Below are 25,867 nucleotides of genomic sequence, written 5' to 3'. Positions count from 1 at the left end.
GAGGGAGCGCCGTTTACAGGTGCCGGCTCTGCACCGTTCTGGCTGGCGTGCATTTCGTGGCAGTTGTCGCAGTTTCCGACAGAGTAACCTGGCATAGAGTTTCTACTGACCCCGTATGTAGTGTTTCCATGAGCCGACAATAGATAACTTCCTGCATAAGCGTTACTTCCCATTATTAAACTTATAAGGCATATGATTAGCTTTTTCCTCATTTTTCTAAATCCTCTCGGGATTAATCTTTCTGTGTGTGGCATACGTTACAACCGTTGGGTTTTCCATTTGAAGGCCAGTTTCTAAAATCCCACCTCAGGATGTCTGCATATGGTGTTCCGTGTGCTCTGTGACAGGATATGCAGGTTACAATTGCGGTACCAGGGGGATCACCGGGTTTAACATCAACAACTGAAAGAACCCCCTTAGTTAAGTCGTCAGAAGCTACAGGTGCGATGACACTGTAGGGGGCTGCTGTAGGGTCTGTTGCATTGTTATAGTATTGATATTCGCTCCCTGATGCATCTGTCATATCAAAGTCAGTTGGGTGTCTTAGCCATGGAGATACCCCATAATCATTGGCGGAAATCTGTCCGCTTCCTGAGTGGTAGTAACCGTGACATTCGGCACAGAGATATGAAATGGTGTGTTTATCTGTCGGTGTTGCTAAAGATGTAGTGTTGTCTCTGACTACTCCGTAATATTGGTTATGATTTGTTGCAGTTGGATGATATTCATAATTTGCACTTTCTATTCCATATATACCAAGAAGAAATCTGTAGCTGTTTCCTACGGTGGTTGCGTTTGTTAGAGGTGTAATACCGTCATTTCCAGCGTTGCCGTGATGAGCGCCGTATATTCCTTTATAATCATCATCTCCGGGTCTGTGATGTCCGTGACATCCGTAAAGGCCTGCGCATGTAACCTGCTGGCCTGCTGGCCAGGTTCCGTTTCCCACGGTTTCTCCGAGGGCGTTTGAAAATGTTCCGTCAAAGCCAGGAGGAGCTGATAAGACATCATCAGGATTTCCCAGTTCAGCTATGTTGTGCCCGCATTCATCGGCTGCTGTATTGGGAACGCTCGTTCCGTAAACCATCCAGTAAAAGTTGCCACCGGCAAGAGTGTTTGTATCAGGTTCTGTTCCTGTAGCATTATATATTGGTGGTGTTTGTGAAAATACGTACGGGGTTTTGTTTGTTCCGTCATTTATTCCGGTATGGCATGCTATACAGCTTTTATTCAACAGGAAAGGATGAGTTCCATTGCTGTTAACGGCAACGCCGTTTTGAGAATTGTGCATTGTATGGCAGTTGTAGCAGGGACCCGACACTGCAAAAGCCGAACTGCTGCAAGTTAAAATAACTGCCGTTATAAGTAGCTTATTTTTTATTCTTGAAAGTTTGTTTGTCAAAAACTTCAACTCTTCCATTGCCCTCTTCCGCAATCCAAAGTTTTCCTTGTTTATCGAAACTTATATATGTAGGATAGTAAAGTTCGCCTTTCTTCTCTCCCTTTTTTAAAATTATATCCAATAATGCTCCTTCGCTATTATATATTTTGATATTACCTGCGTCTTTATCACAGATAAAAATGTTCCCTTCCTTATCAATGTCAAGGGAAACTGGTAATAGTAATTGTTTTTTGTCAAGCTTTATTGTTTTTTGTAGCTCTCCCGTGTGTAGATTAAATATCTTTACCTTTTTTGATATGGGAAGAAGGGTAATTAATTTGTTTCTTCTAATTTTGAAATCTATGAAACCTTCTTTCTGACCATGATTAAACGCTTTTTCCACTTGAAATGTACCGTTTTTTATCATATAAACATTTCCTGTAAGTCTGTCGAGAACAAAAAAGTATCCGTTCTTGTAAAAGATTTTGTCAGGAATTATTTGCAATTTGATTTTTTCTATTTTTCGTGATTTTAAATCTATTATGTCTATTTCGTTTGCTCCGCGGTTCACCACGGCTATTTTGTTTGCCGATATCTTTGCCATTGCAATAGGCTTATCTAATATACTTTTTGCGAAAAATGCTGCTTTCGGAATGCCTCTTTCCATCGTGTATGAGAACAGTTTTCCTGTTCCGTCAACAATGTATGTTCTATTTCCATTTGCAGAAAATGTGATAAAAAGAGGCTGTCTCATAAAGGTTTCTCTGCGATCTTTTTTTAAGCTCATATACCATGTATAGTTAAATGTGCTTGCGAATGCATAAGATGTTGTTATTAACAAGCTGCTGATAAATATATTTAAAAATTTTCTCATCGTTCCTCCTGTTACTTATATCGTTTAGGAGAGTGACACTGATAGCACAGAGCCGATTCTCCGTTCCATTTTAGCAGGTATTTGTAGTCTGTTCCCATTGTATAGTGACATGTTATACATGTTATCGGTTGTCCGTTTCTCGGATCAAGATGCTTATCACCTTGTGGATGGACGCAATAACCGGCGCTGTTTTTTGCGTGACATCTCATACATACGCTTATACCGTTGCCTTTGAGCATTGCTATGTTATCGCTTTGATGAGGATCATGACACATGGTGCAATTTTTAATGTTTTTATGGTGGTAAAGGTGAGAGCCTATCCTTTTATATACGTCCTGATGACATTCTATGCAGACGAGTTCTCCTTTTATTCTTTTAACATCTTTTGATGATGGGGAATCTGAATTGTGGCAGTAAGAACAGGACCCTTTTCCGTTGCCGAATTGATGAATGTGAATGTAAGTAAATGTTATTTTCTTCTTTTCTTCTTTTAAAGTAAAGGTATCCTTAGGATTTGTAACTCTTATATGCTTAAAGGTTTTAGCGGGAGCTCCAAATGCCAAATGAGAATATATTAAACTTGATAATAATATAAGGATTTTTTTCATTTTCCACTCTCCCTGCCTTTATAATAAGCAATTGCTGCAATAATGACAAGTGAAATCAGGAATAAATAAAAGGCATAAGTGCCGTTATATTGGTTTTTATGGTGATAATTATTTACAATTGTGTTCCAGACATCCCAATTTACCTTGACTTCCTGTCCTTTTGATAGGAGGTTCATGTAAAGTTTTCTTATGTAAGCTTGTCTTGCAGCTTCAAATTTTTCTTTATAAAGTTTTTCCTTGATTTTATTTTCTACTTCTGACAGGGGTTTATATCTGTTCTTCTGAAGTTTGAGCACCTGAACCATAAAATAGGTATCTCTGATTTTAAATGGTTTGGATACTTCTCCTTCTTTTAGATTTTCTATTATTTTCTTTGATTTGGGTAACAAATGGTTGTAGGGAATTGTTACGACGTTATCATATCCCATGATCGTAATGGTGAGTTTCTTGAAATCTTTCCCTTCCTTTACTTCGTTGTATAGCTTGTCCATTAGCTTTTTGTCATTTGTTTGGAGAAATCTTATGGTTATCTTGTCAGGGAGACGGTATTCGGATTTGTGTTTGTTGTAGTAATCTTTTATTTCTTCTTGCGAAATTTTTATGGAGGGCTTTATTATTCGGTTTTCCAGTTCTTTTATGATTCTGTTCTGGCAGTAGAATTCAAACATCGGTTTTAGAGGTTCTTTTTGTTCGTAATGCCTGTTTAAAGCTTCCATTCCTACAAGTGTCTGGTTTATTATTGAGTCTGCAACACGTTTTTTAGCTATATCCATGTTCACTTTTCCAAATCTTGAGTGTTTTTCCCACTCGACCTCTTTTTTTAGGAATTTCATGAATCCGCCTGCTGTTAGGGCGTAGTTACCTACCTTTAAAACAACTTCTTTTTTCTTGCTTTCTGGAAAGTTCTTAAAATTAATTTCTTTTAGAAGTTTTTCATTTATCCATACAGGATATTTATTTCGAAGTTGCTTTAGAAAAGCTTCTGTTGCTTTGGCTTCTTTTATCTTGATAAGTTTCTGTTTTGCGTCTTTTAAGACTTCCTGGAGATTGTTTTCTTTTGTGGTTTTGTCTGTCACAATGATAATTATCCACATTTTCCCGTCCTGAACGGGACCAATTATTCCGCCTTTCGGAGTGTTTAATATTAACTTTCTTTGATTAGTATCTTTGATTTCAAATGGCCTCATCCAATCTGTTTTTCTTTCAAAGTGCATCTTGTTTTTTATGCCGAGTTTCTGTGCAAGTTTTGCCCCAGTTATTCCTTCTTCTATAAATTTCCTTGCTTTGTTGGCTTCTCCTTTATCTTTAAAGAAGTATATATCCAGCTTGAATTTCGGAATGTAGTTTTTTTTGTAGTATTCCATTATTTCTTTATCGGATACTTTTCTTGCTGGTGCGAGAGTATCTCCTTCAAGGAGAAGAAGAGAGCGAACTTTGACAAACTGTCTTATCTTTTTCTGATAGCTGGGAAGCTTGTAAAGCCCAAGTTCTGTTCCGTTTTGGAACATGAGCATCCAGTCTATAAAAGGTGTTGGGTTTTTCGGGAATTTCGAACCGTCGACTTTCCAGTTTTCCCACCAGTTCCAGAAATCTTTGACTGTGTAGGTTCTGTTGCCAATTTTTACCAACCATTCATTTTGAGAAATTTTTGAGAAAGATGTTGATGTAAGTGAAAAAAAAGCCATTATTGCTACGATTATTCTTCTAAACATTTTATGCCGGCCTCCTGAAGTTTTTTCATCAGTTCATCGGAGCTTACAAATATAAGTTTGGTCATACTTTTAACAACTCCAAATTCTAACACTTTTCTAAAGTCGTCCCCCCGATGAACAATGTAGGCGGAAAATACTCTCCTGCCTGTTTTTGTGCTTATCCCCTCTATCCATATCCTTATTTCAGGATACCGGCTTCCTCCCCCGTAGGGTCTGTATGTCATTACTTTTCCCGTTATAACTAGTCCAACGTTTAAATTGTTCTTTAAAAAATCTAAAAAAGACTGAGGTATGCTCTGGTAAGGGAAAAAATGTCTTCCTACCATCAAATTTTTGACATCTTGCGGCAGGACAACGTCTATTCCGTTTGATACGAAGGCTGAATTGAGAATAAGTGATACCTTTTCTCCAGCGTTTTCATCTTTCACTTCATTTTTAAAGGGAAGTATTGCAACTTTACACGGGTTTATTCTTGCTTTCTTGAAAATTTTGACATATCCTGAGGTTGGTTCCTTTACAGGAACAGTAGAACATGAAGAAAAAAGACTTATTAATGCTGTTATGAGAATAATTATCTTAAAACTCTTCAACCCAACCTCTCTGCTCTTCCATTTCCTGGTAGGATTTTACCTTCAATTCGTAGTCTTTTTCAAGTTTATTCCCCAGTTCGTCTTCCATGTAAAGTCTGACTTTCAGTTTGTTATAGTTACTGTCAAATATGATTTCTGTTGGCAGTTCATTTATGACTGATTCACCCAGGGGATATCCTTTTGGCGAAAAAACAATTACCTTTATTTTTTTTAGCTTATCAGGAATTTTTATTGCTTTTATCATAATAGCTGTTTTATTATCTTTTGTTTTATATATCGTTATTTCGGGAGCAGGTATGTTGTGGAAGTAATAGAATTTTTTCTCAAGCTTTGCTTTGTTACCTGCGACATCTTCTACTGTTAAAGTGATTTTATAGATTCCTTGTTCTATCATGCTTTTAACGGGGTTCCATGTGAATGCTATAACTGGAGCACCGTTGCCAAATTTTTTAAAGATTTCATTTCTTTTTAAATCAGATATTGTTAATTCCCAGCGCATAATGTTGTCCGGTTCTTTTAATCCTGCAGTAAGGAGTAATTTTCCGTTGGCAAAATCTATGCCATTTATCTTTTTCAGTCCCTTTATCGTTAGATAGATTTTGGGTGGTGTGTTATCTATAGTAAGTTCATCAAGCATAATTTTTCTGTTATTTTCAAGTAAAAATACAGGGTACTTTCCCTCTGGAAGGTAAGGGATAAAAATACCTGTGTATGCCCCGTCATTTCTTCTTAAGGTTACAGATTTGCCATCTATATGTACTGTTATGGATTCGGTTTTTAGTTCTCCTACCGGTTTTAAAAGTAGGTTAACTTCGCTACCATCTTTCACGTAGCGTGGGAATATGGAAAAGTGTTCCACCTGAAATCCGGATGGGAATATTTCTTTACCTGTTTTTTCTCCGGGAAATGCTAACGCGACCTCTTTTGCTATTTTGCTTTCCATCTGTTCGATGGAGAGGTTGTTTCCAAGATTGAGAAAATGTTCTTCCGGCTGGTAATAAAATACTTTACTCCAGTAGGTTTTCCCGTCTGGAACAGATGTTGCGAACAAAACAATGCCGTATAGGTGTTTTTTTCCATTTTCTTCTATTTTGGCTCCCCAGAGCATAGTTGCACCTTTTAATTTATAGGCAAGAGCCACTTTTGAGGCTCCGGGGAGTCCTGTCGCATATATACCTTTTTCCGCAAGTGCGGAATAGAGCTTGTTTCCATAAATAACAACATCGCCACGTTTTTTGAGCTCTTGTGCTATTTTTCTTGTTAAATTAAGGTCTATTCCCGGTGGCTGTGTTGTGAGGTCTCTTATCGGGAAAACAACAATCTGGCCTGTGGCTTTTAAAGGGTAAAACCATAGGTAGAACAATAGTATGAATAACAGGAGCTTAGCTTTATCCTTCTGGAAGTTCATTTTTTGCTCTTAAGCTCCTTAGGGTTAAATGTTTGCAAAAGTTGATATGTGAATTCTTGAAGTGCAATAATAGGGTCTTTTGATTTCAATCCGAAAAGCCTTCCCAGCGTGCTGTAGTAGCTTTTTACTCCCGATGCTTGCCATACAACATTGCCGTTTGTATCAATAACTTTTATGGTCAATGCTACAACCGGATATGCATAAGAACCTCGCCTTTCTAATTTGTATTCGTCAACTGAACCTTGAACAAATCCGTTAACTTTTAATACGTCTGCCAATACTCGAAGATCATTTACATCAAAGTAAAATCCGTTGGGGACTCCCAGCCTTTTGACTTCTCTATCAACTTCGCCTTTTGGAACAACGTCAATGCCTTTCTCAAGAAGCGCAGTTATTGCAAAATCTCTTGCTCTTCCTCCGGCAAACTTGTCTGTTGAATAGTTCATGAATGGAAGAACAGCTACTCTTTCTATTTTTGATGCACTTTTAGGTTTTATAAAGAAGTTTATGTTTCCCTGACTTGCACATCCTGCGATTAATAGTATAGGAAAAATAAAAACTATTAAAAGCTTTTTCATCACATCCTCCCGATTGGTGGCTCTTTAAACCATCAAAATTTTACCACGTTACAAATTAAAACTAAATATACCACAAAGTTGAGAAAAGAAATAATTGAATAATTAGTAAATTAATATATTTTATGAATTCTTTTCAATTTTCTGTCTTGAATAGCATACAACTCGGTTTTTACCAAGTTTCTTTGCTTTATAAAGTGCTTCATCTGCTTTTTCAATGAATTCTTTGTATTTTTCTCTTGCAGTTTCTGTAAGTTCCTCCGGAGGGATTGGGTAGAATCCTATACTTACAGTTACTTTTATAGAATTTCCTTCAAATTCAAACGGATGTTGCTCTATGTTCTTTCGGATTCTTTCAAATACCTTTTCTCCACTAATTTTATCGGTATTAAATAGCACTACAAGTATTTCCTCTCCTCCGTAACGGACAACAAGGTCTATATCTCTAACGTGTTTTTTCACGATTGATGATAATGTTCTTAACACGTAATCGCCGGCAAGATGTCCATACGTGTCGTTTATTTTCTTAAAATCATCAATATCCATCATTCCAACAACTAGCGGTTTACTTTCTCTTGCCGCCAGAGAGATTAATTCCTGGAGTCTTTTCATTCCAAATCTACGGTTGTAGAGCTTGGTTAGAGGGTCAAGGTATGACTCTTCCTGAAGACGCTTGTAGTTCCTTGCGTTTGTAAGCCCTAAGGACATTAAATCTCTGATTCTTCTAAGGAATTTCAACTCGAAACCTGAAAATTTACATGGTTTTGCAAGTATTAAAACGCCTTTTACATCTATTGATCTCAGTGGAACTATTAAGAGTTCCTTAACATTTGTTTCGTCAAGGAGATCAATTTTTACGTCTGTTACATTTATTAATTTTAAGTCCTTAAAGTTAAAACATGCTTCTATAAAATCTGTTATATTACATTCTCTGAAATTAAAACATGCTATTTTCGAAATTATGCCTTCGGAGTCTTTCATATAAGCTGCCATTGCCACCATGTCGAATTTTTCAAGGAGAAAGTTGTAAAAAGACTTTGCTAAAACTTCTGGAGTTGCCAGAGTCGCAAATAGTTTTCCAACTTCTCTCTGGTAGTTATCGAGGATTTCACTCATGTAGAGGTTTTCTATAAAGTGGTTTATCTCCTTTGATACGTCATATATAAAGTCATCTTCTTCTGCTTCTATCTTTAATTGTTTAATCTCTTCAAGGGAGTGGGCTTTAGAACCTTCCAATACTCTTCTTATTTTTTTAAAAATTTCCGTAACGTTATCAAAATACTCTTTTAAATTTCCTCTAACTATTACATAATATATAAACCAGCCTAATATGAAGTTTGATATTAAAGATGTGGTAAATTCAAGAGGATCTATAGGATAACCTTGCAGGAAAAAACGGTGTATTATTATTGGAGCAGCAATACCGGAAATTACGGACATTATTGCTATGTCTCTGATAAGCTTTTTCTTTATGTTAACCACAATATCCCCCGGAGTAATTGTTGATGAAAAATACTGAATTTAATTATACACAAAATAGTTTTGAAGATGCAGTTAGGGTGATTTCTAAAGAGGTTAAAGTTTCTAGGAAAGAAGTTGAAAAAGCTATTCTTAAGGTGAAAAAGCCAATCCCTCCCGAAGTAGAAGGGTTGGCCTCTATAGTTGTTTCTCATGTTTTAGAGATTATGAGCCAAGGAATTCCTTCAAAATAGATTCAGAAATTTTATGTATATTCACGGGATAATTTCCAGAAGCAATAGCTTCTTTTATTTTCTGGACTCTTTGTTCATCGATTGTCTGGAGTTGAACTTGCTCTTTAACAGCTTTCTCGACATCTGCACTTTCATTTACGGATACGGCAGATTCTTGCAACGTTACCTCTTCTGTTTGGCCGTTCCTAGCTCTTTTTCTGAGCTGCTTCCTTAACTGTTGAGGTTCAATACCAGCTATATTATTTTGAAAACCTTCTATTTTCATGGCGAATCTCCTTTATAAATTACCTTATGTTACTTCATCCTTTATTATCGGACAAAGCAATATAAATTTTACACATGGTTTAAAAAATCTATTATAGAACTGCTTCGATACTTAACTTATTCCGAAATAACTTTAACGAAAACTCTTCTCTGTCTCGGACCGTCAAACTCGCAGAAATAGATAGCCTGCCATTGCCCCAACAAAAGCCTGCCATCTTTTACTATAACAGTTGTGTTACATCCCATAAGTGATGATTTGATGTGGGCTGCAGAGTTTCCCTCTATGTGTTCGAAATAGGCTTCCTTCCAGGGAACATGTTTTTCAAGGTATGTGATAATGTCCTTTCTGACAGAAGGGTCGGCATTTTCGTTTATGGTGATGCCTGCGGTTGTGTGAGGTACATAGACTACGCATATTCCGTTCTCAACTCCGCTCCTTGATACGATACCCTGAACTTCCCTTGTAATGTCGATAAATTGTGAACGTCTTGCTGTTTTAAGGGCTATTTCATAGATCATAACTCCTCCCCGATAACCCAATTGTCTATGAGTCTTGTATCTCCTATAAATACTGCGAGGGCTATCAGATCACCCTCTTTCACTAATTCTACCTTTTTAAAACTGTCCTGGTCAACAATTTCAATATAGTCTACTTTTTTAACATTAGGATGGGAGAGGATAAAATTTTCCATCTCTTTTTTTATCGTTGAGGCTCTTTTTTCTCCTTTTTCAATGAGTTCCTTGGCAAGTTTTAAGGAATTGTAAAGAGATAGTGCCGATTTTCTCTCTTGCGGGGACAGATAAATATTTCTTGAACTCATTGCAAGCCCGTCATTTTCTCTTACTATGGGACATCCAATTACTTTAACATCCATATTCAGGTCTTTAACCATCTGTTTTATTACTTTATACTGTTGAAAATCTTTCTTTCCAAAGTATACCCTGTCGGGTTTTACAATGTTAAACAGTTTTGTAACGATTGTTGTAACGCCTCTAAAGTGTCCGGGCCTCTTTGCTCCGCATAGAACATCTGTAATCTCTTCGACTTCTACATAAGTCCTGTATGGTTTTGGGTAAAGTTCTTCAACAGACGGGAGAAATAAAATGTCAACGCCTTCCTTCTCTGCCAATCTAGAGTCTCTCTCTTCATCTCGTGGATACTTTTCAAAGTCTTCGTTAGGTCCAAATTGTGTCGGATTAACAAATATGCTCATTACCACAATGTCGTTTTCTTTTTTTGCCCTTTTTACAAGACTTAAGTGACCTTCGTGAAGGTATCCCATTGTGGGGACAAATCCCACAGTTTTTTCTGCCCTTTTAAAAGCTTCGGCAAGCCCCTTCATCTCTTTAACAGTTCTGACTTTCCTCATATTCGTCCTCTGCAATCATTTTTGCTTTCAGAATTCCCGCTCCTATGAGAACCATTATCGCCGAATAGTATATCCACAGTAAAAATATAATAACTGCCGCAAAAGAGCCAAAAAGCAGGTCAATTTTGGAAACGTTTTCTATAAAGTAGAGAAAGAGTCTTTCAAATATTGTCAGCATCGTAAATACGAATATGGAAACTTTTAAAACTATTTTCCAGTGGAATTTCACGGGCAGCAGGAAATAGTAGAGGCAAAAAAGGATTAAAAACATTACAGATAGTGCACCTACGGATGAGAGCAAGTTTGCCATAAAGTTTAATGGGAATACCACGGCAAAGAAGAGTTTTAAGGTGTAAAACGCAAACATTAATATCCAGAGAACAAATATAAAAAGAATAACAAGTAAATTTCTTCCTATGTAGCCTGCCGGATTGCACTTACCCAATATGTATGTAAATGAGCGTTCTACTGCTAAAAATACACCTCTTGCAAACCAGAGCATTATGGGTATTGCTGTTCCGCTCAGTATTCCTGTTGTTGTGATTATGTGCTGAACCCTTTCAAAGAGCGGTTTTAGAGGTGAGTTTAAAAGATCTTTCGGGACGAGAGAGAGGACATTGACGTTGAAAACGATAATTTCTATGAAAAAGAACGTGATAAATAGAGGGATAATGGAGACAAGAGTAAAATAGGCTATTGCTGCCGCGCAGAACATGTAATCGCTCTCAAAAGCGTCACAAACGGCAAACAGAATAAAATTTATAAATCTCTTTTTTTTCAAAAGCTTTCTGCAAATCATAGAGTAAATCATACTAAATATTCTATGTAAGGTTAATTGATAATGTATGTTTTTGTGTGGTAAATTTTAAGAGAAGGTGTATTATTTAGAATGATAATTAATTGCACTTTTGCGGAGGAGTCATGAAAAAGGAATTGGGACTTTTAATTGCAGCTTTTGTTGTGGCCGGTTGTCAGCAGTCTTTAAACGGTAATACTACAAAAGTTTCAGAAGTAAAACCGAGAATAAGTAATGCAACGCAAAGGTGCCTTGGCTGTCATAGAATAGTTACTCCGGGTATTGTTGCTCAGTGGGAGAAGAGCCGACATGCCCATATTACTATGGCTGAAGCGATGAAAAAGGGTAAACTCGCTAGACTTGTTTCGGCAACTTCTGTTCCCGATAGGTTTAAAAATGTTGTTGTCGGTTGCGCCGAGTGTCATACCCAGAATCCGTCTTCTCATTCTGATACATTTGAACATAACGGCTTTAAAGTTCATGTTGTCGTAACACCTAATGACTGTGCGCTTTGTCATCCTAAAGAGGTAAAGGAATATTCCCAAAGTTTAAAGGTAAATGCCTATGCTAATCTTATGAAAAATCCTGTCTATCATCAGCTTGCAGCAACCGTTGTTGCAGGTAAGAAATATTCTCATGGAAAAGTTGTTCTTGAAAAGGTACAGGATAAGGATTTTAAAACTGCCTGTTTGAAGTGTCACGGAACGGTCGTTAAGGTTAAGGGTTTTACGGAGAAAGATACGCCTTTTGGAAAGATGAAGTTTCCTGTGCTTGAAGGCTGGCCGAATCACGGTGTAGGAAGGATCAATCCCGACGGTTCTAAAGGTTCATGCACTCCTTGCCACACCCGTCACACGTTTTCTATAGAGATGGCAAGAAAGGCTGAAACCTGCGGTGAGTGCCATAAAGGACCTGATGTTCCTGCTTATAAAGTCTATATGGCTAGTAAACATGGTGCAATTTATAAATCTATGGAGGGTAAATGGAATTTTGAAGATCCCTCCTGGGTTGTCGGTAAAGACTTTACGGCTCCGACCTGTGCTGCATGCCATATTAGCAGAATTGTAGATGAAAACGGGAACATAATTCTTGAGAGAACACACAGAATATTTGACAGGTTACCTTACAGGTTGTTCGGTATCTATGCCACACCTCACATCAAATATTCTGAAACCTATAAGGCGAAAAATAAAGCTGGACTTCCCCTTCCTTATAATCTTGATGGAACACCTGCCGTATCTTCCGTGATTTCTGATAGCGAGATGGAAAAGAGAATGAACAACATGAAAAAAGTTTGTCTTTCATGTCATGCCCAGACACTGGTTGATAACCATTTTGAGGAGCTTAAAGAGATTATAGATTACACCAACAGAGTAGAGGTTTCAGCTACAGAGCTTTTAGTTGATGTCTGGAAAAAAGGTATAGAAAAAGGACTGCCACAGAGCAGTAATCCTTTTGATGAACCGATAGAGCAAAGATGGGTTGAATCCTGGCTCTTCTATGCTAATTCTATAAGATACGGTGCCGCTATGGCTGGACAGGATTACGTTACTTTCGCAAATGGTAAATGGTATCTCGGTAAAACGTTGAAAACCATGGAAATGATGAAGAATATTGAAAAGTAATCTTTTAGGGGGGGCTGTGCCCCCTCTGGTATAATTCCTCTTTAGAAATTTTTGGAGGGTTCCTTTGAAGAAGTTGTTTATCTTCTTTTTAATTTTTCTTTTTCCCGTATATATTTCCGCCTGCGGTTCAAAAAGTAATCTTAAAGAGGTGTCGCCTGAAGAGGCTGTGAGACTTATAAAGAAAGGTGTTGTTGTGATAGATGTAAGAACGCCTGAGGAGTTTGCCACCGGCCACATTAAAAATGCTAAAAACATAGATTTCATGTCGAGAGATTTCTTTAAGAAAATAGAGAAACTTGATAAAAACAGGCCATATATAATTTGCTCAACAGACGGTAGAACGGGGAAAGTTGCCGCGAAAGTTATGGAATCTGAAGGTTTTAAAAAGCTATATAATATGGATGGCGGAATTATCGGTTGGGCTGAAAAGAATTATCCAATAGTTAAAGAATAGTTAATGGAGGCGGAAAATGGAGCTTGCATATTCAGCCGGAAAGCCGGTTGTTAAAAGAGAGGAAGCGTTTATAGTTGGTTGTTATGAGAACGGGAGATTTGACGGTGTAATTTCTGAGTTGCTTGAAAAAGAAGGAATTACCAGAGATACTTTAAAGGCTTTTGGTTTTAAGGGAAAATCTGGTGATGTTGCGGCAGTTTCAGGAACCAAAGGTCACCTTTTTATTTTTACAGGTCTTGGCAAAAAAAGTGATTTAAACAGAGAAACTGTCAGGAAGGCAATAGGTTCTGCCGTGAAAGAAGCAAAGTCCAAAAAGGCAAAGAAGATTGCAGCTGTTATGTTTGATTTTGGTAAAAAGAATGGTAATTTTGCGTCAGCTTTCGCAGAAGGTCTTTTCCTTTCTGCTTACTCTTTTGAGAAATATAAATCTGAGAAAAAAGAAGTAGAAAAAATTACGGTTTACGGAGAGAAGGAGTTAGAAAAAGATTTTGATTACGGTAGGATTCTTGCCGAAGCTGCAAACTTTACAAGAGATATTGTTAATGAGCCAGGCAACGTCGTTACACCTGAAACTCTTGCAGAGATAGCAAAAGATCTTGCTTCAGATTACGGATTTAAATGCAAGGTCTTTAAAGAGAAAGATCTTGAGAAAAAAAATATGATAGGAATTCTTACGGTTGGAAAAGGAAGCAAAAACCCTCCAAGATTCATTCATCTTATATACAAACCTGAGAATCCTGTTAAAAAGGTTGTTCTGGTTGGGAAGGGTGTAACCTTTGACAGCGGCGGTCTTAACATAAAACCTGAGCAGTTTATGAAGAAGATGAAAATGGATAAAGCCGGTGCCTGTGCCGTTCTTGGTATTATGAGGGCGATTGGAGAATTAAAACCGAACGTAGAAGTTCACGCCCTTATACCTACCGTTGAGAATATGCCTGACGGAAAGGCTTACAGGCCTGATGATATACTTGTTTATAAAAATGGTAAATCTGTTGAGATACACAGTACTGATGCTGAAGGAAGGCTTATTCTTGCAGATGCTTTAATATACGGAAGCGACCTTAATCCTGATATTATGGTTGATATGGCTACGCTTACAGGTGCGTGTGTCGTTGCACTTGGACATTATACTTCAGGGCTTTTTACGGCTGATGATAGATTTGCACAGACGCTTCTTTCACTTTCTCATGAATCCGGTGAGAAGATGTGGCGTCTTCCTCTTGATGAAGACCTTGAAGAGGAGATTAAAGGAACTCAGAGTGACATACAAAACGTTGGAAAATCAAGATACGGCGGTGCCATTACTGCTGCTCTTTTCCTCAAAAACTTTGTCGGTGAGAATGTTAAAACATGGGCACATATAGATATTGCAGGTCCTGCCTTTGTTGAGAAAGATTGGAAATATTACGGTTACGGTGCTACCGGCCAGCCTGTAAGAACTCTTGCAGAGCTTATCAGAAACTTAAAATAAGGTTGCTATGGCAAAAACCGAAAGTTTTGACCGCTTTTATAGAAAATATGAAGATTGGTTTGAGAGGAACCGTGATATCTATGAGGTCGAGCTGGAGCTTATCAGGTCTTTGCTTCCTCATGGGGAAGGCATTGAAATAGGGGTCGGCACCGGCAGGTTTGCCGCCCCCCTTGGTATAAAGATTGGCGTTGAACCTTCTGCTGTTATGGCGGAAGTTGCGAGAAAAAGAGGAATAGAGGTTTTAAAAGGTGTTGCCGAATTGCTTCCTGTTTCTGACGAATCTTACGACTTTGCTTTGATGGTTACTACCGTCTGTTTTGTTGATGATGTGCTAAAATCGTTTAAGGAGGCCTTCAGAATCTTAAAAAAGGGGGGTATTTTTATCGTTGGATTTGTTGATAAGAACTCACCTCTGGGGAGACGTTATCAAGAGAAAAAGGATAAGAGCCGCTTTTATAAAGAAGCCACATTCTACTCAACAGAAGAAATAGTTGACTTTCTAAATAAGGCAGGTTTTTACGAAATTTTAGTTAAGCAGACGCTTGTAGAAAAAGATGGCAAAATGTTGCCCATCATAAGGAATGGGAGTGGTAAAGGTGGATTTGTTGCCGTCAGGGCAGTGAAACCTTAGTGTTTGCGATTTTAAACAGGTATCCTTTACCAGTTTTGCTGTATTTTGCTCCTTCGGGGAAGAGAATTATTTTCCCTTTGTAGGTGTCAACGGCGTAGTAGGGAAGTGCAAGAGGAGAGAGTCTTTTCTTTAAGTTTCTCATTATTTCAAGTCCCTTTTCAACGGATGTGGCAAAGTGGAAAACGCTGTTTACCGGATCGCACCTGAAAAGATAGTAAGGTCTTACCTTTATTCTCTGAAGTGTTGAAAATAATTTGTAGAGTGTTTCTTCATTATCGTTTATGCCTTTTAAAAGTACCGCTTGATTATTAACAGGGATCCCTGCCTTTAAAAGTTTTTTTACGGCTTCTTCTGAACCTTTTGTTACTTCGGCAGGGTGGTTAAAATGTGTATTAAGCCAGACCTTTTCACCTTTTTCAAGGATTTTTATCTTTTTGTTTGTTAATAAATTCGGAGCAACTACCGGCAGACGGCTTCCGATTCTTACTATCTCAACAGTTTCTATCTCTTTTAGTTTTAAAATGAGGTATTCAAGAATTTCGTCAGGAATCGTAAGCGGTTCGCCACCTGAGATAAGGACATCTCTAACTCTTGTTACTTTAATATATTTTGCCATTTCGTCAATCTGTTCTTTTGTTATAACAAACGGTTCCTTTTTCCAGTTTCTCTTCCTCATACAGAATCTGCACAGAACCGGGCAGTAATTTGTTGTAACAATTAAAACTCTGTCGGGATATTTATGTGTAAGTCCCGGAATAGGTGATTGGCCCTCTTCTTTAAATGGATCGTCAGATAAAGTATTTTTTAGTTCTTCTTCCGTAGGGAAAACGGTCTTTTTTATAGGATCATTCAGGTTATTTCTGTTTGCAAGGGACGCGTAGTATTCTGTGCATCTAACAGGAAAAGTATCGATTACCTTTTTTGCTTCTTCTATCTCTTCTTCTGTAAGGTTGAAGTATTGTTTAAAGTCATTAAGGGTGGAGAGCATCAGTCAAGACTCCACCCTGAAGTATCAAGTTCTTTGTAAATATCGTCTCTCTGTCCAAAACGGTGAAACTTTATCGTTTCCTTGTCAAGTTTCGTGTATATGGCTCTGAATTCGCCGTAAGGAGAAGTTACCCTGATTCTATATATCTCCTGTTTATCCCTTTTAAGGAGTTTCGAAGTTGTCTCACACCTTGATAGAGCTGACATAAAGCTTTCAAATAGAAACGGCCTGCAGGCAACCTCTTTTGCTATGTCTTTTCTGAACCGCTTTGAAAAGAGCACTTTCAGGCCGTTTTTAACGGTTATGTTTGTGGCTATGCTGTTGAGAGCAACTTCAATAAAAAGTTCAACCCTTGATTTTGGTAGTTCGCTTGATTCGTAAGATTTTATTTTCTTGTCTTTTTCTGCTATTTCTGATTTAAGATATGCGATTTCTTTTTTGAGGTTTTCTATCTGCTGTTTGTAGTTTTCTATGATGGTTTTATCCTCTTTGAAACGTGAAAGTTCTCTGTTTTCCTTCTCCAGTTCTTCAATTTTCTTTGTAAGCTGGGAAATTTCTGCGTATAAATGCTTAATTTTGGCATCTTTTCCTCTTAATTTTTCGTTTAAATTCCTTATCTTTCTGTTTAAATCAATTTTTTTCTGCGGTTTCGATATCTTTTGCTGCGTTGTTTTCTTTGGATTTTCTGCTACGGAAAGGAAATACTCTTCTATATCTCTAAAGCCTTTTTCCATGGTTCCTCTCCTTTTGAGATGAATTGTGATTTGTGGATGGTTTAAAGGACACGGTAATTAATTTAGGGTGAAAATGGTTTTAAGTAAAGTGGATTGGTGTATTACAAGTTATCTGATAATGCTTCCACTTGTGGTAAACTTTTGCTGAATTTACCCTTCAGGAGGAAAAGATGGGCGTTGAAAAATCAATGAGACTTTTTGAAGAGGCAAAAAAGTATATTCCTGGTGGAGTTAACAGTCCTGTCAGAGCTTTTAAGTCTGTTGGTGATGTTCCGAGATTTATTGAGAGGGCAAAAGGTTCTCACATCTGGGATGTTGACGGGAATGAATACATAGATTACGTCTGTTCCTGGGGCCCTATGATTTTGGGCCATGCTCACGATGAGGTTATTGCTGCAATAAAAGAGCAAGCGGAAAAAGGAACGAGCTACGGTGCACCGACGGAACTTGAAGTCAAGCTCGCAAAGATGATTGTTGAGATGGTGCCTTCAGTTGAAAAGGTAAGGATGGTTAACTCTGGAACGGAAGCCACGATGTCCGCTATAAGACTTGCAAGGGGTTATACGAAGAGAGATAAAGTTGTTAAGTTTGAAGGCTGTTATCATGGCCATGTAGATTCTCTCCTTGTTAAAGCAGGTTCTGGTCTTGCTACTTTTGGCGTGCCGACAAGTCCAGGTATTCCGGAAGACTTTGCAAAGCATACAATTACAGTGCCTTACAACAACGTTGATGCACTTAAAAAGGTTATAGACGAGGCTGGTGATGATATAGCCTGTGTCATTATGGAACCTGTCATGGCAAATGCAGGACTTATTCTTCCTGAGAGCGGTTTCCTTGAGAAGGTTAGAGAGATAACCGCTGAAAAAGGTATACTTCTTATATTTGACGAGGTTATTACCGGTTTCCGCCTTGCACCGGGCGGTGCTCAGGAGTATTTCGGGATCACACCTGATCTTTCCTGTTTTGGAAAAATTATAGGTGGAGGTCTTCCTGTAGGTGCTTTTGGAGGAAAGGCTGAGATAATGGATTATCTTGCACCTGAAGGTCCTGTATATCAGGCTGGAACGCTTTCCGGAAATCCTCTTGCAATGGTTGCAGGTATAAAGACACTTGAAATTTTAAAGAGACCTGGCGTTTACGAAGCTTTGAGAGAAAAGGGTAAAAAGTTTGCAGAGGGTATAAAGGCGGCTGCTGAAAAGGCCGGCGTTGCAGATAAACTCTGCTTTAAGAATCTTGAGTCTATTTCCTGCGTCTTCTTTACCAGTGAAATGGTTAAGGATTACGCTTCTGCTGCTACGTCAAATACGGAAGCTTACGCTGCCTACTTTAGAGAGATGCTTAAAAGGGGCGTTTACCTTGCACCTTCACAGTTTGAAGTTGCTTTTGTCTCAACGGCACATACAGATGATGATATAGAAAGGACAATAGCTGCTGCAGAAGAAGCCTTCACATTTGCTAAGGACTTACTTTAAATTCATTTGAGGCGGGAATTCCCGCCTTTCTTTTTTTCTTCCTTCCGTTGCAATAAAGATAAGGTAGTATAATTTTCCTGTTAAATTTTCTAATTTCTGTATTTAAGAGGTTAAAAGATGGTAAGGGATATTCATGAAAGCAAGATTCTCATTCTTGATTTTGGCTCTCAATATACTCAGCTTATTGCGAGGCGTTTGAGAGAGAAGCACGTTTACTGTGAGATACATCCTTTTAACACTCCTATTGAGAAGATAAAAGAGTTTGCTCCAAAGGGAATAATCCTTTCGGGGGGTCCTGCAAGTGTTTATGCTGATGGTTCGCCAAAGGTTGGAATGGAAATTTTTGAGCTTGATGTTCCTGTTCTGGGTATCTGTTACGGGATGCAGCTTATAACGTACCTATTTGGTGGAGAAGTTGTCAGGGCTGAAAGGCACGAATACGGAAGAGCTGAGCTTTTTGTTCTTGATAGCAATGATCTTTTTAAAGGACTTCCTGAAGAGTTTACCGTCTGGATGAGCCACGGTGACAGGGTTTTAAGAATTCCGGAAGGTTTTGAGCCGATAGCAGAAACAGAGAACGCGCCTTACGCAGCCATAAGAAACAGAGAGAAGAGTATATACGGTGTCCAGTTTCACCCGGAAGTTAAGCATACACAATTTGGTGACAAAATCCTTGAAAACTTTGCAGTGGAAATATGCGGTTGTGAGCCTTCATGGACAATGGAAAACTTTATCGAGTATGAGATAGATAAGATCAGGAAAACCGTCGGAAATAAAAATGTGATCTGTGCGCTTTCAGGTGGTGTTGACTCTTCTGTCGTTGCTGCTCTTTTACATAAAGCAATTGGTGATCAGCTTTATCCGATATTTGTTGATACAGGGCTTTTAAGAAAAGGAGAAAGGGAGAGCGTAGAAAAAACCTTTAAAGAGAAGTTTCACATGAAAAACTTTAGAACTGTTGATGCTTCCTCTCTCTTCCTTGAAAGGCTGAAAGGTGTTGTGGATCCTGAAAAGAAAAGAAAAATAATAGGTCACACTTTTATAGAGGTTTTTGAAAAGGCGGCGAAAGAGATACCGGACGCAGAGTTCCTTGCACAGGGAACACTCTATCCTGATGTTATAGAAAGTGTTTCCGTTAAAGGCCCTTCTGCAACGATTAAGTCTCACCACAACGTCGGCGGTCTTCCCGAAAGGTTAAACTTTAAGCTTATAGAGCCTTTAAGAGAACTTTTTAAAGATGAGGTAAGAGAACTTGGGAAAGAGCTTGGACTTCCCGATGAAATTATCAAAAGGCAGCCTTTCCCTGGTCCCGGTCTTGCGATAAGGATTATTGATGAGGTTAAACCTGAGTATCTTGAGATTTTGAGAGAAGCTGACGCCATTGTGCTTGAGGAGATAAAGAAAGCGAGGCTTTACGACAAAATATGGCAGTCCTTTGCAGTTTTTCTGCCTGTTAAAAGTGTTGGTGTTATGGGAGATGTAAGAACTTACGATTACGTTATTGCTATAAGGGCGGTAGAGAGCGTCGACGGAATGACTGCTGACTGGGTGAAACTTCCGTATGAGCTTCTTGAGAGAATTTCTAACAGAATCATAAATGAGGTTGAGGGCGTTAACCGTGTTGTTTATGACATTACTTCAAAACCGCCTGGCACGATAGAATGGGAGTAAGTTATGGAGATTTTGGAAGAGATAGAGAAACTTAAAAGGGAAAAGGGTGCAGTTATCCTTGCTCATTACTATCAGGACGGAGTAATTCAGGATATTGCCGATTTTGTTGGTGATTCTCTTGAGCTTGCGAGAAAGGCTATTGAAATAGAAGCTGAAACCATCTTAATGTGCGGTGTCTATTTTATGGCTGAAACAGTTAAAATTCTCAATCCAGGAAAGAAGGTTTTAATTCCATACCCTAAGGCCGGTTGTTTGATGGCAGACATGGTTATAGAAGAAGAGTTAAAAGCTTTTAAAGAAAAGAATCCCGATTACACAATTGTCACATATGTTAATAGCTCAGCTGCCGTTAAGGCACTTTCGGATGTATGCTGCACTTCGGCTAACGCTGTAAAAGTAGTTTCATCTGTTGAAGGCGAAAAGGTTCTCTTTGTGCCGGATAAAAACCTTGGCAGCTATGTTGCCGAGCAGGTAAAGGACAAGAAGATAAAATTCTGGAACGGCTACTGTCCGGTTCATGAGAAGCTTACCGCTCAGAGGCTTGGGATTTTAAAGAAAAAATATCCTGATGCTGAAGTTGTTGTTCATCCCGAATGTTCTCCTTCTGTGAGAAAGCTTGCCGATTTTATAGGCAGCACTTCTCAGATAATAAAACATGTAAAAGCTTCCGATAAGGGCAGTTTTATTGTTGGAACAGAGAGAGGAATAATTCATCAGCTTAGAAAGGTTAAACCCGAAGCGACATTCATTCCGGCCTATGAAACGTTTGTCTGTGACCAGATGAGAATGATAATACTTGATAGAATAGCTAATTCACTTAAAAATAGTGTCTATGAAGTGAAGGTTGATGCCGAAACTGCAAAAAAGGCAAAAGAAGCGATAGAGAGAATGCTTGCACTTTAGGAGGGTTAAATGGCTTTGCCTCAAAGTAAAAGGTTTGAAGTTTCACAAGAACCGCTCTTTATAGCGTTACCGATAGTCATAGACGTTCTTTTCCTTATAGCGACTATTGTGGCACACGGTATTTTAAGGTTTCTTCTTTTCGGAATACTTGTCGCCCTTCTTTATCTTCTCTACCGTCAGCTTAAACCTATACTTACAAATTATAGGTTTGTTATGACGCCTAAATCTGTCTGGATAGAAAACTTTTCAGGTAAAAAGGTTAGAGAGGTTAATTGGAAAAAGGTAGAAGCTGCTGCTGCCGGTTATAAGGTTACTTTAAAAAAAATCTACCTTTACAACTTTTATTTCAGGGTTAAAAAGGAAGAAGACCTGATTTTCGCCGTAACAACGACAAAACCAGATCTCGCTTTAAAGTTTCAAAAATTCATAAAGGTTTTTGTGAGAAAGAAGATACCTATACAGATTGTCAAACCGTAGGAGAAGGATTGAATGAAAGAATCTTCTGTTAAGCTTGTTCTTACGTTTCCAAAGGAGACATGGGACAAACCGGTTATATACAAGCTTGTTAAAGATTACGATCTTGTTGTTAACATTCTGAGGGCAGAGATACTGCCTAAGATGGAAGGATCTGCTGTTCTTGAACTTAAAGGAGATTCCGAGAGCATAAAGAAAGCCGTTAAATTTCTTAAGGGAATAAACGTCAAGGTAAGACCTCTGGAGCTTGACATATTCAGAGAAGATGAAAAGTGTATTCACTGTGGTGCATGTATAGCACCGTGTCCTACGAACGCCTTTTACCTTGATCCTGTGACGTTCAGAGTAGAGTTTGACAAGACGAAGTGTGTCGGTTGCGGCCACTGTATTCCTGCCTGTCCGACGCGGATAATCTACTCGCCGGAATTTTAGGAGGAGAGAGTGTTTCAAATACTTCTTATAATGTTGCTTCTGTTGATAATTATGCTGTTTCTTTTCAGTCTGAAGATATATTTTATGCTTGACGGGTTTTCACGTAAGCTTATGGAGATAGATGCAAGATTACTGAAGATAGAGAAAGAGTATTTTGAGCTTAAGGCAAAAGTTGATCACATGGATACAAGTTTTAAAACAACAATGCAGAAATTAAACAGTTTGTTCAGGAGTGATAGATGAAAGACTTTATTTCCATGCTTGATATTACGAAAGAAGAGCTTGCAGAGCTTCTTGAAACCACAGCAGTTATAAAGGAAAAACAGAAAAGGGGAGAAATTTTTCAACCGCTGAAAGGAAAGACGGTAGCTTTAATATTTGAAAAGCCTTCAACAAGGACCAGAGTTTCTTTTGAAGTTGGCGTTTTCCAGCTTGGAGGACACGGCGTTTATATGGATACGCGAGGTTCTCAGTTAGGAAGAGGTGAGCCGCTCAAAGATACGGCGAGAGTCCTATCAAGATATGTTGACGGTATTGTTATCAGGACATTCGGACAGGAAAGGGTTGTAGAGATAGCAAGGTATTCAAAGGTTCCCGTTATTAATGCTCTTACCGATGAGGAGCATCCCTGTCAGGTAGTTGCCGATCTATTTACCATAAAAGAGTATTTGAGGAAGTTTAAAGGTCTGAAAGTTGCTTATCTTGGTGATGGCAACAACATGTGTAACTCCTGGCTTATTGGTGCTGCTATGACAGGAATAAATTTTTACGCTGCAACGCCTGAAGGTTATGAGCCACTGGCGTTTTATATTGAAAAAGCAAAAGAGATAGCAAAAACTACAGATTCTGAGATAGTTATTACACACGATCCTCTTGAAGCGGTCAAGGATGCCGATATCGTCTATACCGACGTTTGGGCAAGTATGGGGCAGGAAGAAGAAGCTGAAGAGAGGAAAGAGCTGTTTATGCCTTATCAGGTGAATATGAAACTTTTAAAACATGCAAAGCCCGATGTTCTTTTTATGCACTGTCTTCCAGCTCATAGAGGAGAGGAAGTCACAGATGATGTTATAGAGAGTTGCCGTTCAATTGTTTGGGATCAGGCTGAGAATAGGCTTCATGCTCAGAAGGCGCTTCTTACAAAGCTGATAAAGTGAGGGAGGAATAGATATGTCAAAAGAACTTATTGTGAGAGTGAAGAGTCCTGAAGATAAAACCATTGTTACAACTGCCCTTGAGTCTGGTGTTTTTGCTTTGCTGCTTGAAAACGGCGGTAGTGAAAAGATAAAAAAACTTGCAAGGGTTAAAACAATTGCTCCCGATGGGGATTATAAGTTAGGAGAGGATTTTATCATTGTTGAGATAAAAAACAAGCAGGATGAGGAGACTGCGGCGAAGTATCTAAAACAAGGGAAAAACGTTATCGTTAAAACGACTGATTGGACGATTATTCCTATAGAAAACCTTCTTGCACAGGGTGATAACCTATACGCGTGGGTGAGAAACGCAGAAGAAGCCAAAACTGCCATAACAATTCTTGAAAAGGGGACGAAAGGAGTTGTTCTTGACACCGATGAGATAAACGAGATTAAGAAGACCGGTGAAGTTATAAGGCTTGCCGGTGAGAGTGTTAACCTTAAAACGGCAACGATTAAAAAGATAACACCTATAGGAATGTGTGATAGGGTTTGTATAGATACGGCTTCTCTCATGGAAAGGGGAGAAGGAGCGTTAGTCGGTAACTCTTCTGCTGGTATGTTTCTCGTTCATGCCGAAACAGAGTCCAACCCTTACGTTGCCGCAAGACCTTTCAGGGTAAATGCCGGTGCTGTTCATATGTATGTTAGATTGCCTAATGGAAAAACAAAGTACCTTTCAGAGATAAAGAGCGGTGATGAGATTATGATTTACAACTATAAAGGTGAAGGAAGAGTGGCTTATGTCGGAAGGGCTAAAGTTGAAAGAAGGCCTATGCTTCTTATAGAAGCCGAAACGGAAGACGGTAAAAGGGTTGCCGGCATCCTTCAAAATGCTGAAACAATCAGACTTACAACACCGGAAGGCAATCCGATATCCGTTGTTGAGTTAAAACCGGGAGATAAGGTTCTTGTTTATACCGAGAAGCCCGGAAGACATTTCGGAATGAAAGTTGAAGAGACAATCATAGAAAAATGATAAGGGGAGGCGAAAATGGACAGCTATTTCAGAGAATTTCTTGCAGATATTCCCGATTCAGGACTTGGAGAAGATAGAATATGTGATGTTTTTGTTCAAAGAGTTTACGATGACCCTGCAAAGGCTACAAGCTTTAAGTGGGCTGTTTCCATTATGAGGTTTAAGGGTAACGACCTTGAAGAGGCAAAAACCCTTGCAACGTTTGTAAACTATAAGCTTGCCCTTGATTTTGGTAAGAAGGTGAAGGAAGCTTTTGAGAAAAAAGGTTATGAGACCTATCTCAAGGGAGAGGTTGGAGAATGAAATTTCTTGTTACCGGCGGTGCGGGATTTATAGGTTCAAACCTTGTCTTTGAACTAAAGAAACGCTATCCGGATGTGGAGGTTGTTATTCTTGACGACTTTTCTTCGGGTCATTTTAAAAATCTTATAGGTTTTGATGGTGAAATAATAACCGGTTCAATCACAGATGATAATGTTATTAAAGAGATAGAAAAGAGAAACTTTGATGCTATCTTTCATCAGGCGGCAAACGTTGATACGACAGACCACAGACAGAAAGAGATGATGGAAACAAACTGTGAGGCTTTTAAAAAGATTCTGAATGCCGCCTTAAAAACGAAAGCTTCTGTCATTTACGCTTCTTCTGCCGCCGTTTACGGAAATGGTGATGTTCCTATGAAGGTTCATCAACCTCTTTTCCCTGAAAATGTTTATGGTTTTTCAAAATATGCGATGGATATGTTTACTTACAAGTTTCTGAAGGAACATCCGGAGATGCACGTTGTGGGTCTCAGATATTTCAATGTTTACGGTCCCCGTGAGACGTTTAAGGGGAAGATGGCAAGTATGGTTTTGAAGTTAACCGTTCAGATAATGAAGGGTAAAAAACCGAGGCTTTTCAAATGGGGAGAGCAGAAGAGAGACTTTGTTTATGTTATGGATTGTGTTGAAGCCAACATAAAGGCTTACGAGAGCTTTAAAAACGGCGTTGTAAACGTTGGAACAGGTAGAGCCAGAAGCTTTAACGAGGTTGTTGACGTTATAAAGAGGACTTTAGGCGTTGATGTTGAGACGGAATATTTTGATAATCCTTACGACTTCTATCAGAATTATACAGAAGCGGACCTTACCGACACGGAAGAGATACTCGGCTGGACACCTCAAGTTCAGATAGAGGAAGGTATTCCTGCATACATAGACTGGATTAGAGAAAACGTGAACATTAATAAACTTGATTTTTAGACGGGGGGGCTAATCCGCCCCTTTTTCTTCCTTTTCATCCGGTAGTGAAGTTTTTATTTCAAACAGTTCATCAGCCCTTTTGATTACGATTTCGGCTATTTTTGGATCAAAGTGTGTTCCAGCCTCTTCTTCTAAAAATTTGATGACTTTTTCTTTTGGCCAGGCAGGTTTATAGGGCCTTTTAGATATTAGGGCATCAAATACATCAACAGCAGCAGCTATTCGAGGTTGTGTCAATAATTTTGTGTAAACCATTAGGAGTACCTCCTGGAGAACATATCCTGAAGTTCTTCCTTAGCCTCA

The 25,867-nt window shown here is 38.6% G+C and carries 31 protein-coding genes; 15 read left to right on the top strand and 16 right to left on the bottom strand.

Translation table 11 applies throughout. The features are described from left to right. From BLW93_RS06080 to BLW93_RS06040, 9 genes are all read right to left on the bottom strand, one after another. A partial coding sequence (locus BLW93_RS06080; protein ID WP_144444019.1) for a hypothetical protein occupies positions 1 to 212 on the bottom strand: 212 nt, incomplete at its 3' end. A gap of 20 nt (positions 213 to 232) precedes the next feature. Further along, entirely contained in the window at positions 233 to 1,420 is a 1,188-nt protein-coding gene (locus tag BLW93_RS06075; protein ID WP_076713207.1) for a cytochrome c3 family protein, read from the bottom strand. Continuing rightward, positions 1,371 to 2,255 (bottom strand): hypothetical protein, encoded by an 885-nt coding sequence (locus tag BLW93_RS06070; protein WP_076713206.1) that lies wholly within the window; start codon positions 2,253 to 2,255, stop codon positions 1,371 to 1,373. Before BLW93_RS06070 ends, BLW93_RS06075 begins: the two co-directional genes overlap by 50 nt. A gap of 11 nt (positions 2,256 to 2,266) precedes the next feature. Further along, positions 2,267 to 2,863, bottom strand: coding sequence for a cytochrome c3 family protein (locus tag BLW93_RS06065; RefSeq protein WP_076713205.1), 597 nt, complete (start codon positions 2,861 to 2,863; stop codon positions 2,267 to 2,269). Further along, entirely contained in the window at positions 2,860 to 4,575 is a 1,716-nt protein-coding gene (locus BLW93_RS06060; RefSeq protein ID WP_076713204.1) for a peptidyl-prolyl cis-trans isomerase, read from the bottom strand. The genes BLW93_RS06065 and BLW93_RS06060 overlap by 4 nt, the downstream gene beginning before the upstream one ends. After that, positions 4,560 to 5,165 carry a hypothetical protein gene (locus tag BLW93_RS06055; protein ID WP_076713203.1) on the bottom strand — a complete coding sequence of 202 codons (606 nt, stop codon included), beginning with the start codon at positions 5,163 to 5,165 and terminating at the stop codon, positions 4,560 to 4,562. Before BLW93_RS06055 ends, BLW93_RS06060 begins: the two co-directional genes overlap by 16 nt. Continuing rightward, on the bottom strand, positions 5,152 to 6,573 hold the full coding sequence (locus BLW93_RS06050; RefSeq protein ID WP_076713202.1) for an Ig-like domain-containing protein: 1,422 nt from the start codon (positions 6,571 to 6,573) through the stop codon (positions 5,152 to 5,154). Before BLW93_RS06050 ends, BLW93_RS06055 begins: the two co-directional genes overlap by 14 nt. Further along, positions 6,570 to 7,151, bottom strand: a complete 582-nt coding sequence (locus BLW93_RS06045) for a hypothetical protein (RefSeq protein WP_076713201.1) — start codon at positions 7,149 to 7,151, stop codon at positions 6,570 to 6,572. Before BLW93_RS06045 ends, BLW93_RS06050 begins: the two co-directional genes overlap by 4 nt. Positions 7,152 to 7,271: 120 nt before the next feature. Then, on the bottom strand, positions 7,272 to 8,630 hold the full coding sequence (locus BLW93_RS06040) for a GGDEF domain-containing protein (RefSeq protein ID WP_076713200.1): 1,359 nt from the start codon (positions 8,628 to 8,630) through the stop codon (positions 7,272 to 7,274). 23 nt (positions 8,631 to 8,653) lie between these two features. Here BLW93_RS06040 and BLW93_RS06035 point away from each other — a divergent pair, with 23 nt between their 5' ends. Continuing rightward, positions 8,654 to 8,860 carry a hypothetical protein gene (locus BLW93_RS06035; protein ID WP_076713199.1) on the top strand — a complete coding sequence of 69 codons (207 nt, stop codon included), beginning with the start codon at positions 8,654 to 8,656 and terminating at the stop codon, positions 8,858 to 8,860. Here the strand turns inward: BLW93_RS06035 and flgM are convergent. The 4 genes from flgM to BLW93_RS06015 all read right to left on the bottom strand — a co-directional run bounded on the left by flgM (position 8,832) and on the right by BLW93_RS06015 (position 11,293). Next, positions 8,832 to 9,125, bottom strand: coding sequence for a flagellar biosynthesis anti-sigma factor FlgM (gene flgM, locus BLW93_RS06030; RefSeq protein WP_076713198.1), 294 nt, complete (start codon positions 9,123 to 9,125; stop codon positions 8,832 to 8,834). The genes BLW93_RS06035 and flgM overlap by 29 nt on opposite strands. Positions 9,126 to 9,241: 116 nt before the next feature. Then, positions 9,242 to 9,643 carry a secondary thiamine-phosphate synthase enzyme YjbQ gene (locus BLW93_RS06025; RefSeq protein ID WP_076713197.1) on the bottom strand — a complete coding sequence of 134 codons (402 nt, stop codon included), beginning with the start codon at positions 9,641 to 9,643 and terminating at the stop codon, positions 9,242 to 9,244. Further along, on the bottom strand, positions 9,640 to 10,494 hold the full coding sequence (gene panC, locus BLW93_RS06020; protein WP_076713196.1) for a pantoate--beta-alanine ligase: 855 nt from the start codon (positions 10,492 to 10,494) through the stop codon (positions 9,640 to 9,642). The genes BLW93_RS06025 and panC overlap by 4 nt, the downstream gene beginning before the upstream one ends. Continuing rightward, complete coding sequence (locus BLW93_RS06015; RefSeq protein ID WP_076713209.1) at positions 10,472 to 11,293, bottom strand: YihY/virulence factor BrkB family protein; 822 nt, start codon at positions 11,291 to 11,293, stop codon at positions 10,472 to 10,474. The genes panC and BLW93_RS06015 overlap by 23 nt, the downstream gene beginning before the upstream one ends. Before the next feature lie 122 nt (positions 11,294 to 11,415). On the opposite strand from BLW93_RS06015, the gene BLW93_RS06010 reads away from it, so the two are divergent. From BLW93_RS06010 to BLW93_RS05995, 4 genes are all read left to right on the top strand, one after another. Further along, positions 11,416 to 12,915 carry a multiheme c-type cytochrome gene (locus BLW93_RS06010; protein ID WP_076713195.1) on the top strand — a complete coding sequence of 500 codons (1,500 nt, stop codon included), beginning with the start codon at positions 11,416 to 11,418 and terminating at the stop codon, positions 12,913 to 12,915. Positions 12,916 to 12,979: 64 nt separating this feature from the next. Next, the gene (locus BLW93_RS06005) at positions 12,980 to 13,369 is read left to right on the top strand and encodes a rhodanese-like domain-containing protein (protein WP_076713194.1); all 390 of its coding nucleotides are present in this window, start codon (positions 12,980 to 12,982) and stop codon (positions 13,367 to 13,369) included. A gap of 16 nt (positions 13,370 to 13,385) precedes the next feature. Beyond that, positions 13,386 to 14,840, top strand: a complete 1,455-nt coding sequence (locus BLW93_RS06000; RefSeq protein ID WP_076713193.1) for a leucyl aminopeptidase — start codon at positions 13,386 to 13,388, stop codon at positions 14,838 to 14,840. Between the two features lie 7 nt (positions 14,841 to 14,847). Next, positions 14,848 to 15,471: a class I SAM-dependent methyltransferase gene (locus tag BLW93_RS05995; protein ID WP_076713192.1), complete on the top strand. Its 624-nt coding sequence runs from the start codon at positions 14,848 to 14,850 to the stop codon at positions 15,469 to 15,471. On the opposite strand, the gene BLW93_RS05990 is transcribed toward BLW93_RS05995, so the two are convergent. Further along, the gene (locus tag BLW93_RS05990) at positions 15,452 to 16,459 is read right to left on the bottom strand and encodes a KamA family radical SAM protein (RefSeq protein WP_076713191.1); all 1,008 of its coding nucleotides are present in this window, start codon (positions 16,457 to 16,459) and stop codon (positions 15,452 to 15,454) included. The two genes, BLW93_RS05995 and BLW93_RS05990, sit on opposite strands and share 20 nt — an antisense overlap. Continuing rightward, entirely contained in the window at positions 16,459 to 17,193 is a 735-nt protein-coding gene (locus BLW93_RS05985) for a coiled-coil domain-containing protein (protein WP_076713190.1), read from the bottom strand. The genes BLW93_RS05990 and BLW93_RS05985 overlap by 1 nt, the downstream gene beginning before the upstream one ends. 170 nt (positions 17,194 to 17,363) lie before the next feature. On the opposite strand from BLW93_RS05985, the gene hemL reads away from it, so the two are divergent. The 10 genes from hemL (at position 17,364) to rfaD (ending at position 25,564) form a co-directional block, all read left to right on the top strand. Continuing rightward, positions 17,364 to 18,665, top strand: a complete 1,302-nt coding sequence (gene hemL, locus BLW93_RS05980; protein ID WP_076713189.1) for a glutamate-1-semialdehyde 2,1-aminomutase — start codon at positions 17,364 to 17,366, stop codon at positions 18,663 to 18,665. A gap of 117 nt (positions 18,666 to 18,782) precedes the next feature. Continuing rightward, a complete protein-coding gene (guaA, locus tag BLW93_RS05975) occupies positions 18,783 to 20,336 on the top strand; it encodes a glutamine-hydrolyzing GMP synthase (protein WP_144444018.1) in 1,554 nt (517 codons plus the stop codon). 3 nt (positions 20,337 to 20,339) lie between these two features. Continuing rightward, on the top strand, positions 20,340 to 21,239 hold the full coding sequence (nadA, locus tag BLW93_RS05970; protein WP_076713188.1) for a quinolinate synthase NadA: 900 nt from the start codon (positions 20,340 to 20,342) through the stop codon (positions 21,237 to 21,239). 9 nt (positions 21,240 to 21,248) lie between these two features. Further along, on the top strand, positions 21,249 to 21,716 hold the full coding sequence (locus BLW93_RS05965; protein ID WP_076713187.1) for a hypothetical protein: 468 nt from the start codon (positions 21,249 to 21,251) through the stop codon (positions 21,714 to 21,716). Between the two features lie 12 nt (positions 21,717 to 21,728). Beyond that, positions 21,729 to 22,145, top strand: coding sequence for an NIL domain-containing protein (locus BLW93_RS05960; RefSeq protein WP_076713186.1), 417 nt, complete (start codon positions 21,729 to 21,731; stop codon positions 22,143 to 22,145). 9 nt (positions 22,146 to 22,154) lie between these two features. Continuing rightward, on the top strand, positions 22,155 to 22,388 hold the full coding sequence (locus BLW93_RS05955) for a hypothetical protein (RefSeq protein ID WP_076713185.1): 234 nt from the start codon (positions 22,155 to 22,157) through the stop codon (positions 22,386 to 22,388). Next, on the top strand, positions 22,385 to 23,302 hold the full coding sequence (gene argF, locus BLW93_RS05950) for an ornithine carbamoyltransferase (protein ID WP_076713184.1): 918 nt from the start codon (positions 22,385 to 22,387) through the stop codon (positions 23,300 to 23,302). The genes BLW93_RS05955 and argF overlap by 4 nt, the downstream gene beginning before the upstream one ends. Positions 23,303 to 23,315: 13 nt before the next feature. Further along, positions 23,316 to 24,320, top strand: coding sequence for a 3-dehydroquinate synthase II (locus BLW93_RS05945; protein WP_076713183.1), 1,005 nt, complete (start codon positions 23,316 to 23,318; stop codon positions 24,318 to 24,320). A gap of 15 nt (positions 24,321 to 24,335) precedes the next feature. Next, the gene (locus BLW93_RS05940; RefSeq protein WP_076713182.1) at positions 24,336 to 24,623 is read left to right on the top strand and encodes a hypothetical protein; all 288 of its coding nucleotides are present in this window, start codon (positions 24,336 to 24,338) and stop codon (positions 24,621 to 24,623) included. After that, positions 24,620 to 25,564 carry an ADP-glyceromanno-heptose 6-epimerase gene (rfaD, locus tag BLW93_RS05935; protein ID WP_076713181.1) on the top strand — a complete coding sequence of 315 codons (945 nt, stop codon included), beginning with the start codon at positions 24,620 to 24,622 and terminating at the stop codon, positions 25,562 to 25,564. The genes BLW93_RS05940 and rfaD overlap by 4 nt, the downstream gene beginning before the upstream one ends. A 9-nt stretch (positions 25,565 to 25,573) precedes the next feature. Here the strand turns inward: rfaD and BLW93_RS05930 are convergent, their stop codons facing one another. Then, complete coding sequence (locus tag BLW93_RS05930; RefSeq protein ID WP_076713180.1) at positions 25,574 to 25,819, bottom strand: HD-GYP domain-containing protein; 246 nt, start codon at positions 25,817 to 25,819, stop codon at positions 25,574 to 25,576. Positions 25,820 to 25,867 lie beyond the last annotated feature (48 nt).

Source organism: Desulfurobacterium indicum (assembly GCF_001968985.1).
In the GTDB taxonomy this organism is placed as follows: Bacteria; Aquificota; Aquificia; order Desulfurobacteriales; family Desulfurobacteriaceae; genus Desulfurobacterium_A; species Desulfurobacterium_A indicum.
This window is presented reverse-complemented; position numbering and strand designations above follow the sequence as displayed.

Coding starts and splice junctions, on each gene's coding strand:
- BLW93_RS06045 (WP_076713201.1), bottom strand. CDS start 7,151: ATGAAAAAGCTTTTAATAGTTTTTATTTTTCCTATACTATTAATCGCA.
- BLW93_RS05940 (WP_076713182.1), top strand. CDS start 24,336: ATGGACAGCTATTTCAGAGAATTTCTTGCAGATATTCCCGATTCAGGA.
- BLW93_RS06050 (WP_076713202.1), bottom strand. CDS start 6,573: ATGAACTTCCAGAAGGATAAAGCTAAGCTCCTGTTATTCATACTATTG.
- flgM (WP_076713198.1), bottom strand. CDS start 9,125: ATGAAAATAGAAGGTTTTCAAAATAATATAGCTGGTATTGAACCTCAA.
- BLW93_RS06065 (WP_076713205.1), bottom strand. CDS start 2,863: ATGAAAAAAATCCTTATATTATTATCAAGTTTAATATATTCTCATTTG.
- nadA (WP_076713188.1), top strand. CDS start 20,340: ATGGAGATTTTGGAAGAGATAGAGAAACTTAAAAGGGAAAAGGGTGCA.
- BLW93_RS06000 (WP_076713193.1), top strand. CDS start 13,386: ATGGAGCTTGCATATTCAGCCGGAAAGCCGGTTGTTAAAAGAGAGGAA.
- BLW93_RS06070 (WP_076713206.1), bottom strand. CDS start 2,255: ATGAGAAAATTTTTAAATATATTTATCAGCAGCTTGTTAATAACAACA.
- BLW93_RS06075 (WP_076713207.1), bottom strand. CDS start 1,420: ATGGAAGAGTTGAAGTTTTTGACAAACAAACTTTCAAGAATAAAAAAT.
- BLW93_RS05990 (WP_076713191.1), bottom strand. CDS start 16,459: ATGCTCTCCACCCTTAATGACTTTAAACAATACTTCAACCTTACAGAA.
- guaA (WP_144444018.1), top strand. CDS start 18,783: ATGGTAAGGGATATTCATGAAAGCAAGATTCTCATTCTTGATTTTGGC.
- BLW93_RS06015 (WP_076713209.1), bottom strand. CDS start 11,293: ATGATTTGCAGAAAGCTTTTGAAAAAAAAGAGATTTATAAATTTTATT.
- BLW93_RS05965 (WP_076713187.1), top strand. CDS start 21,249: ATGGCTTTGCCTCAAAGTAAAAGGTTTGAAGTTTCACAAGAACCGCTC.
- rfaD (WP_076713181.1), top strand. CDS start 24,620: ATGAAATTTCTTGTTACCGGCGGTGCGGGATTTATAGGTTCAAACCTT.
- BLW93_RS05945 (WP_076713183.1), top strand. CDS start 23,316: ATGTCAAAAGAACTTATTGTGAGAGTGAAGAGTCCTGAAGATAAAACC.
- BLW93_RS06060 (WP_076713204.1), bottom strand. CDS start 4,575: ATGTTTAGAAGAATAATCGTAGCAATAATGGCTTTTTTTTCACTTACA.
- panC (WP_076713196.1), bottom strand. CDS start 10,494: ATGAGGAAAGTCAGAACTGTTAAAGAGATGAAGGGGCTTGCCGAAGCT.
- BLW93_RS05985 (WP_076713190.1), bottom strand. CDS start 17,193: ATGGAAAAAGGCTTTAGAGATATAGAAGAGTATTTCCTTTCCGTAGCA.
- BLW93_RS05995 (WP_076713192.1), top strand. CDS start 14,848: ATGGCAAAAACCGAAAGTTTTGACCGCTTTTATAGAAAATATGAAGAT.
- BLW93_RS06035 (WP_076713199.1), top strand. CDS start 8,654: ATGAAAAATACTGAATTTAATTATACACAAAATAGTTTTGAAGATGCA.
- hemL (WP_076713189.1), top strand. CDS start 17,364: ATGGGCGTTGAAAAATCAATGAGACTTTTTGAAGAGGCAAAAAAGTAT.
- BLW93_RS05960 (WP_076713186.1), top strand. CDS start 21,729: ATGAAAGAATCTTCTGTTAAGCTTGTTCTTACGTTTCCAAAGGAGACA.
- argF (WP_076713184.1), top strand. CDS start 22,385: ATGAAAGACTTTATTTCCATGCTTGATATTACGAAAGAAGAGCTTGCA.
- BLW93_RS06025 (WP_076713197.1), bottom strand. CDS start 9,643: ATGATCTATGAAATAGCCCTTAAAACAGCAAGACGTTCACAATTTATC.
- BLW93_RS05930 (WP_076713180.1), bottom strand. CDS start 25,819: ATGGTTTACACAAAATTATTGACACAACCTCGAATAGCTGCTGCTGTT.
- BLW93_RS06010 (WP_076713195.1), top strand. CDS start 11,416: ATGAAAAAGGAATTGGGACTTTTAATTGCAGCTTTTGTTGTGGCCGGT.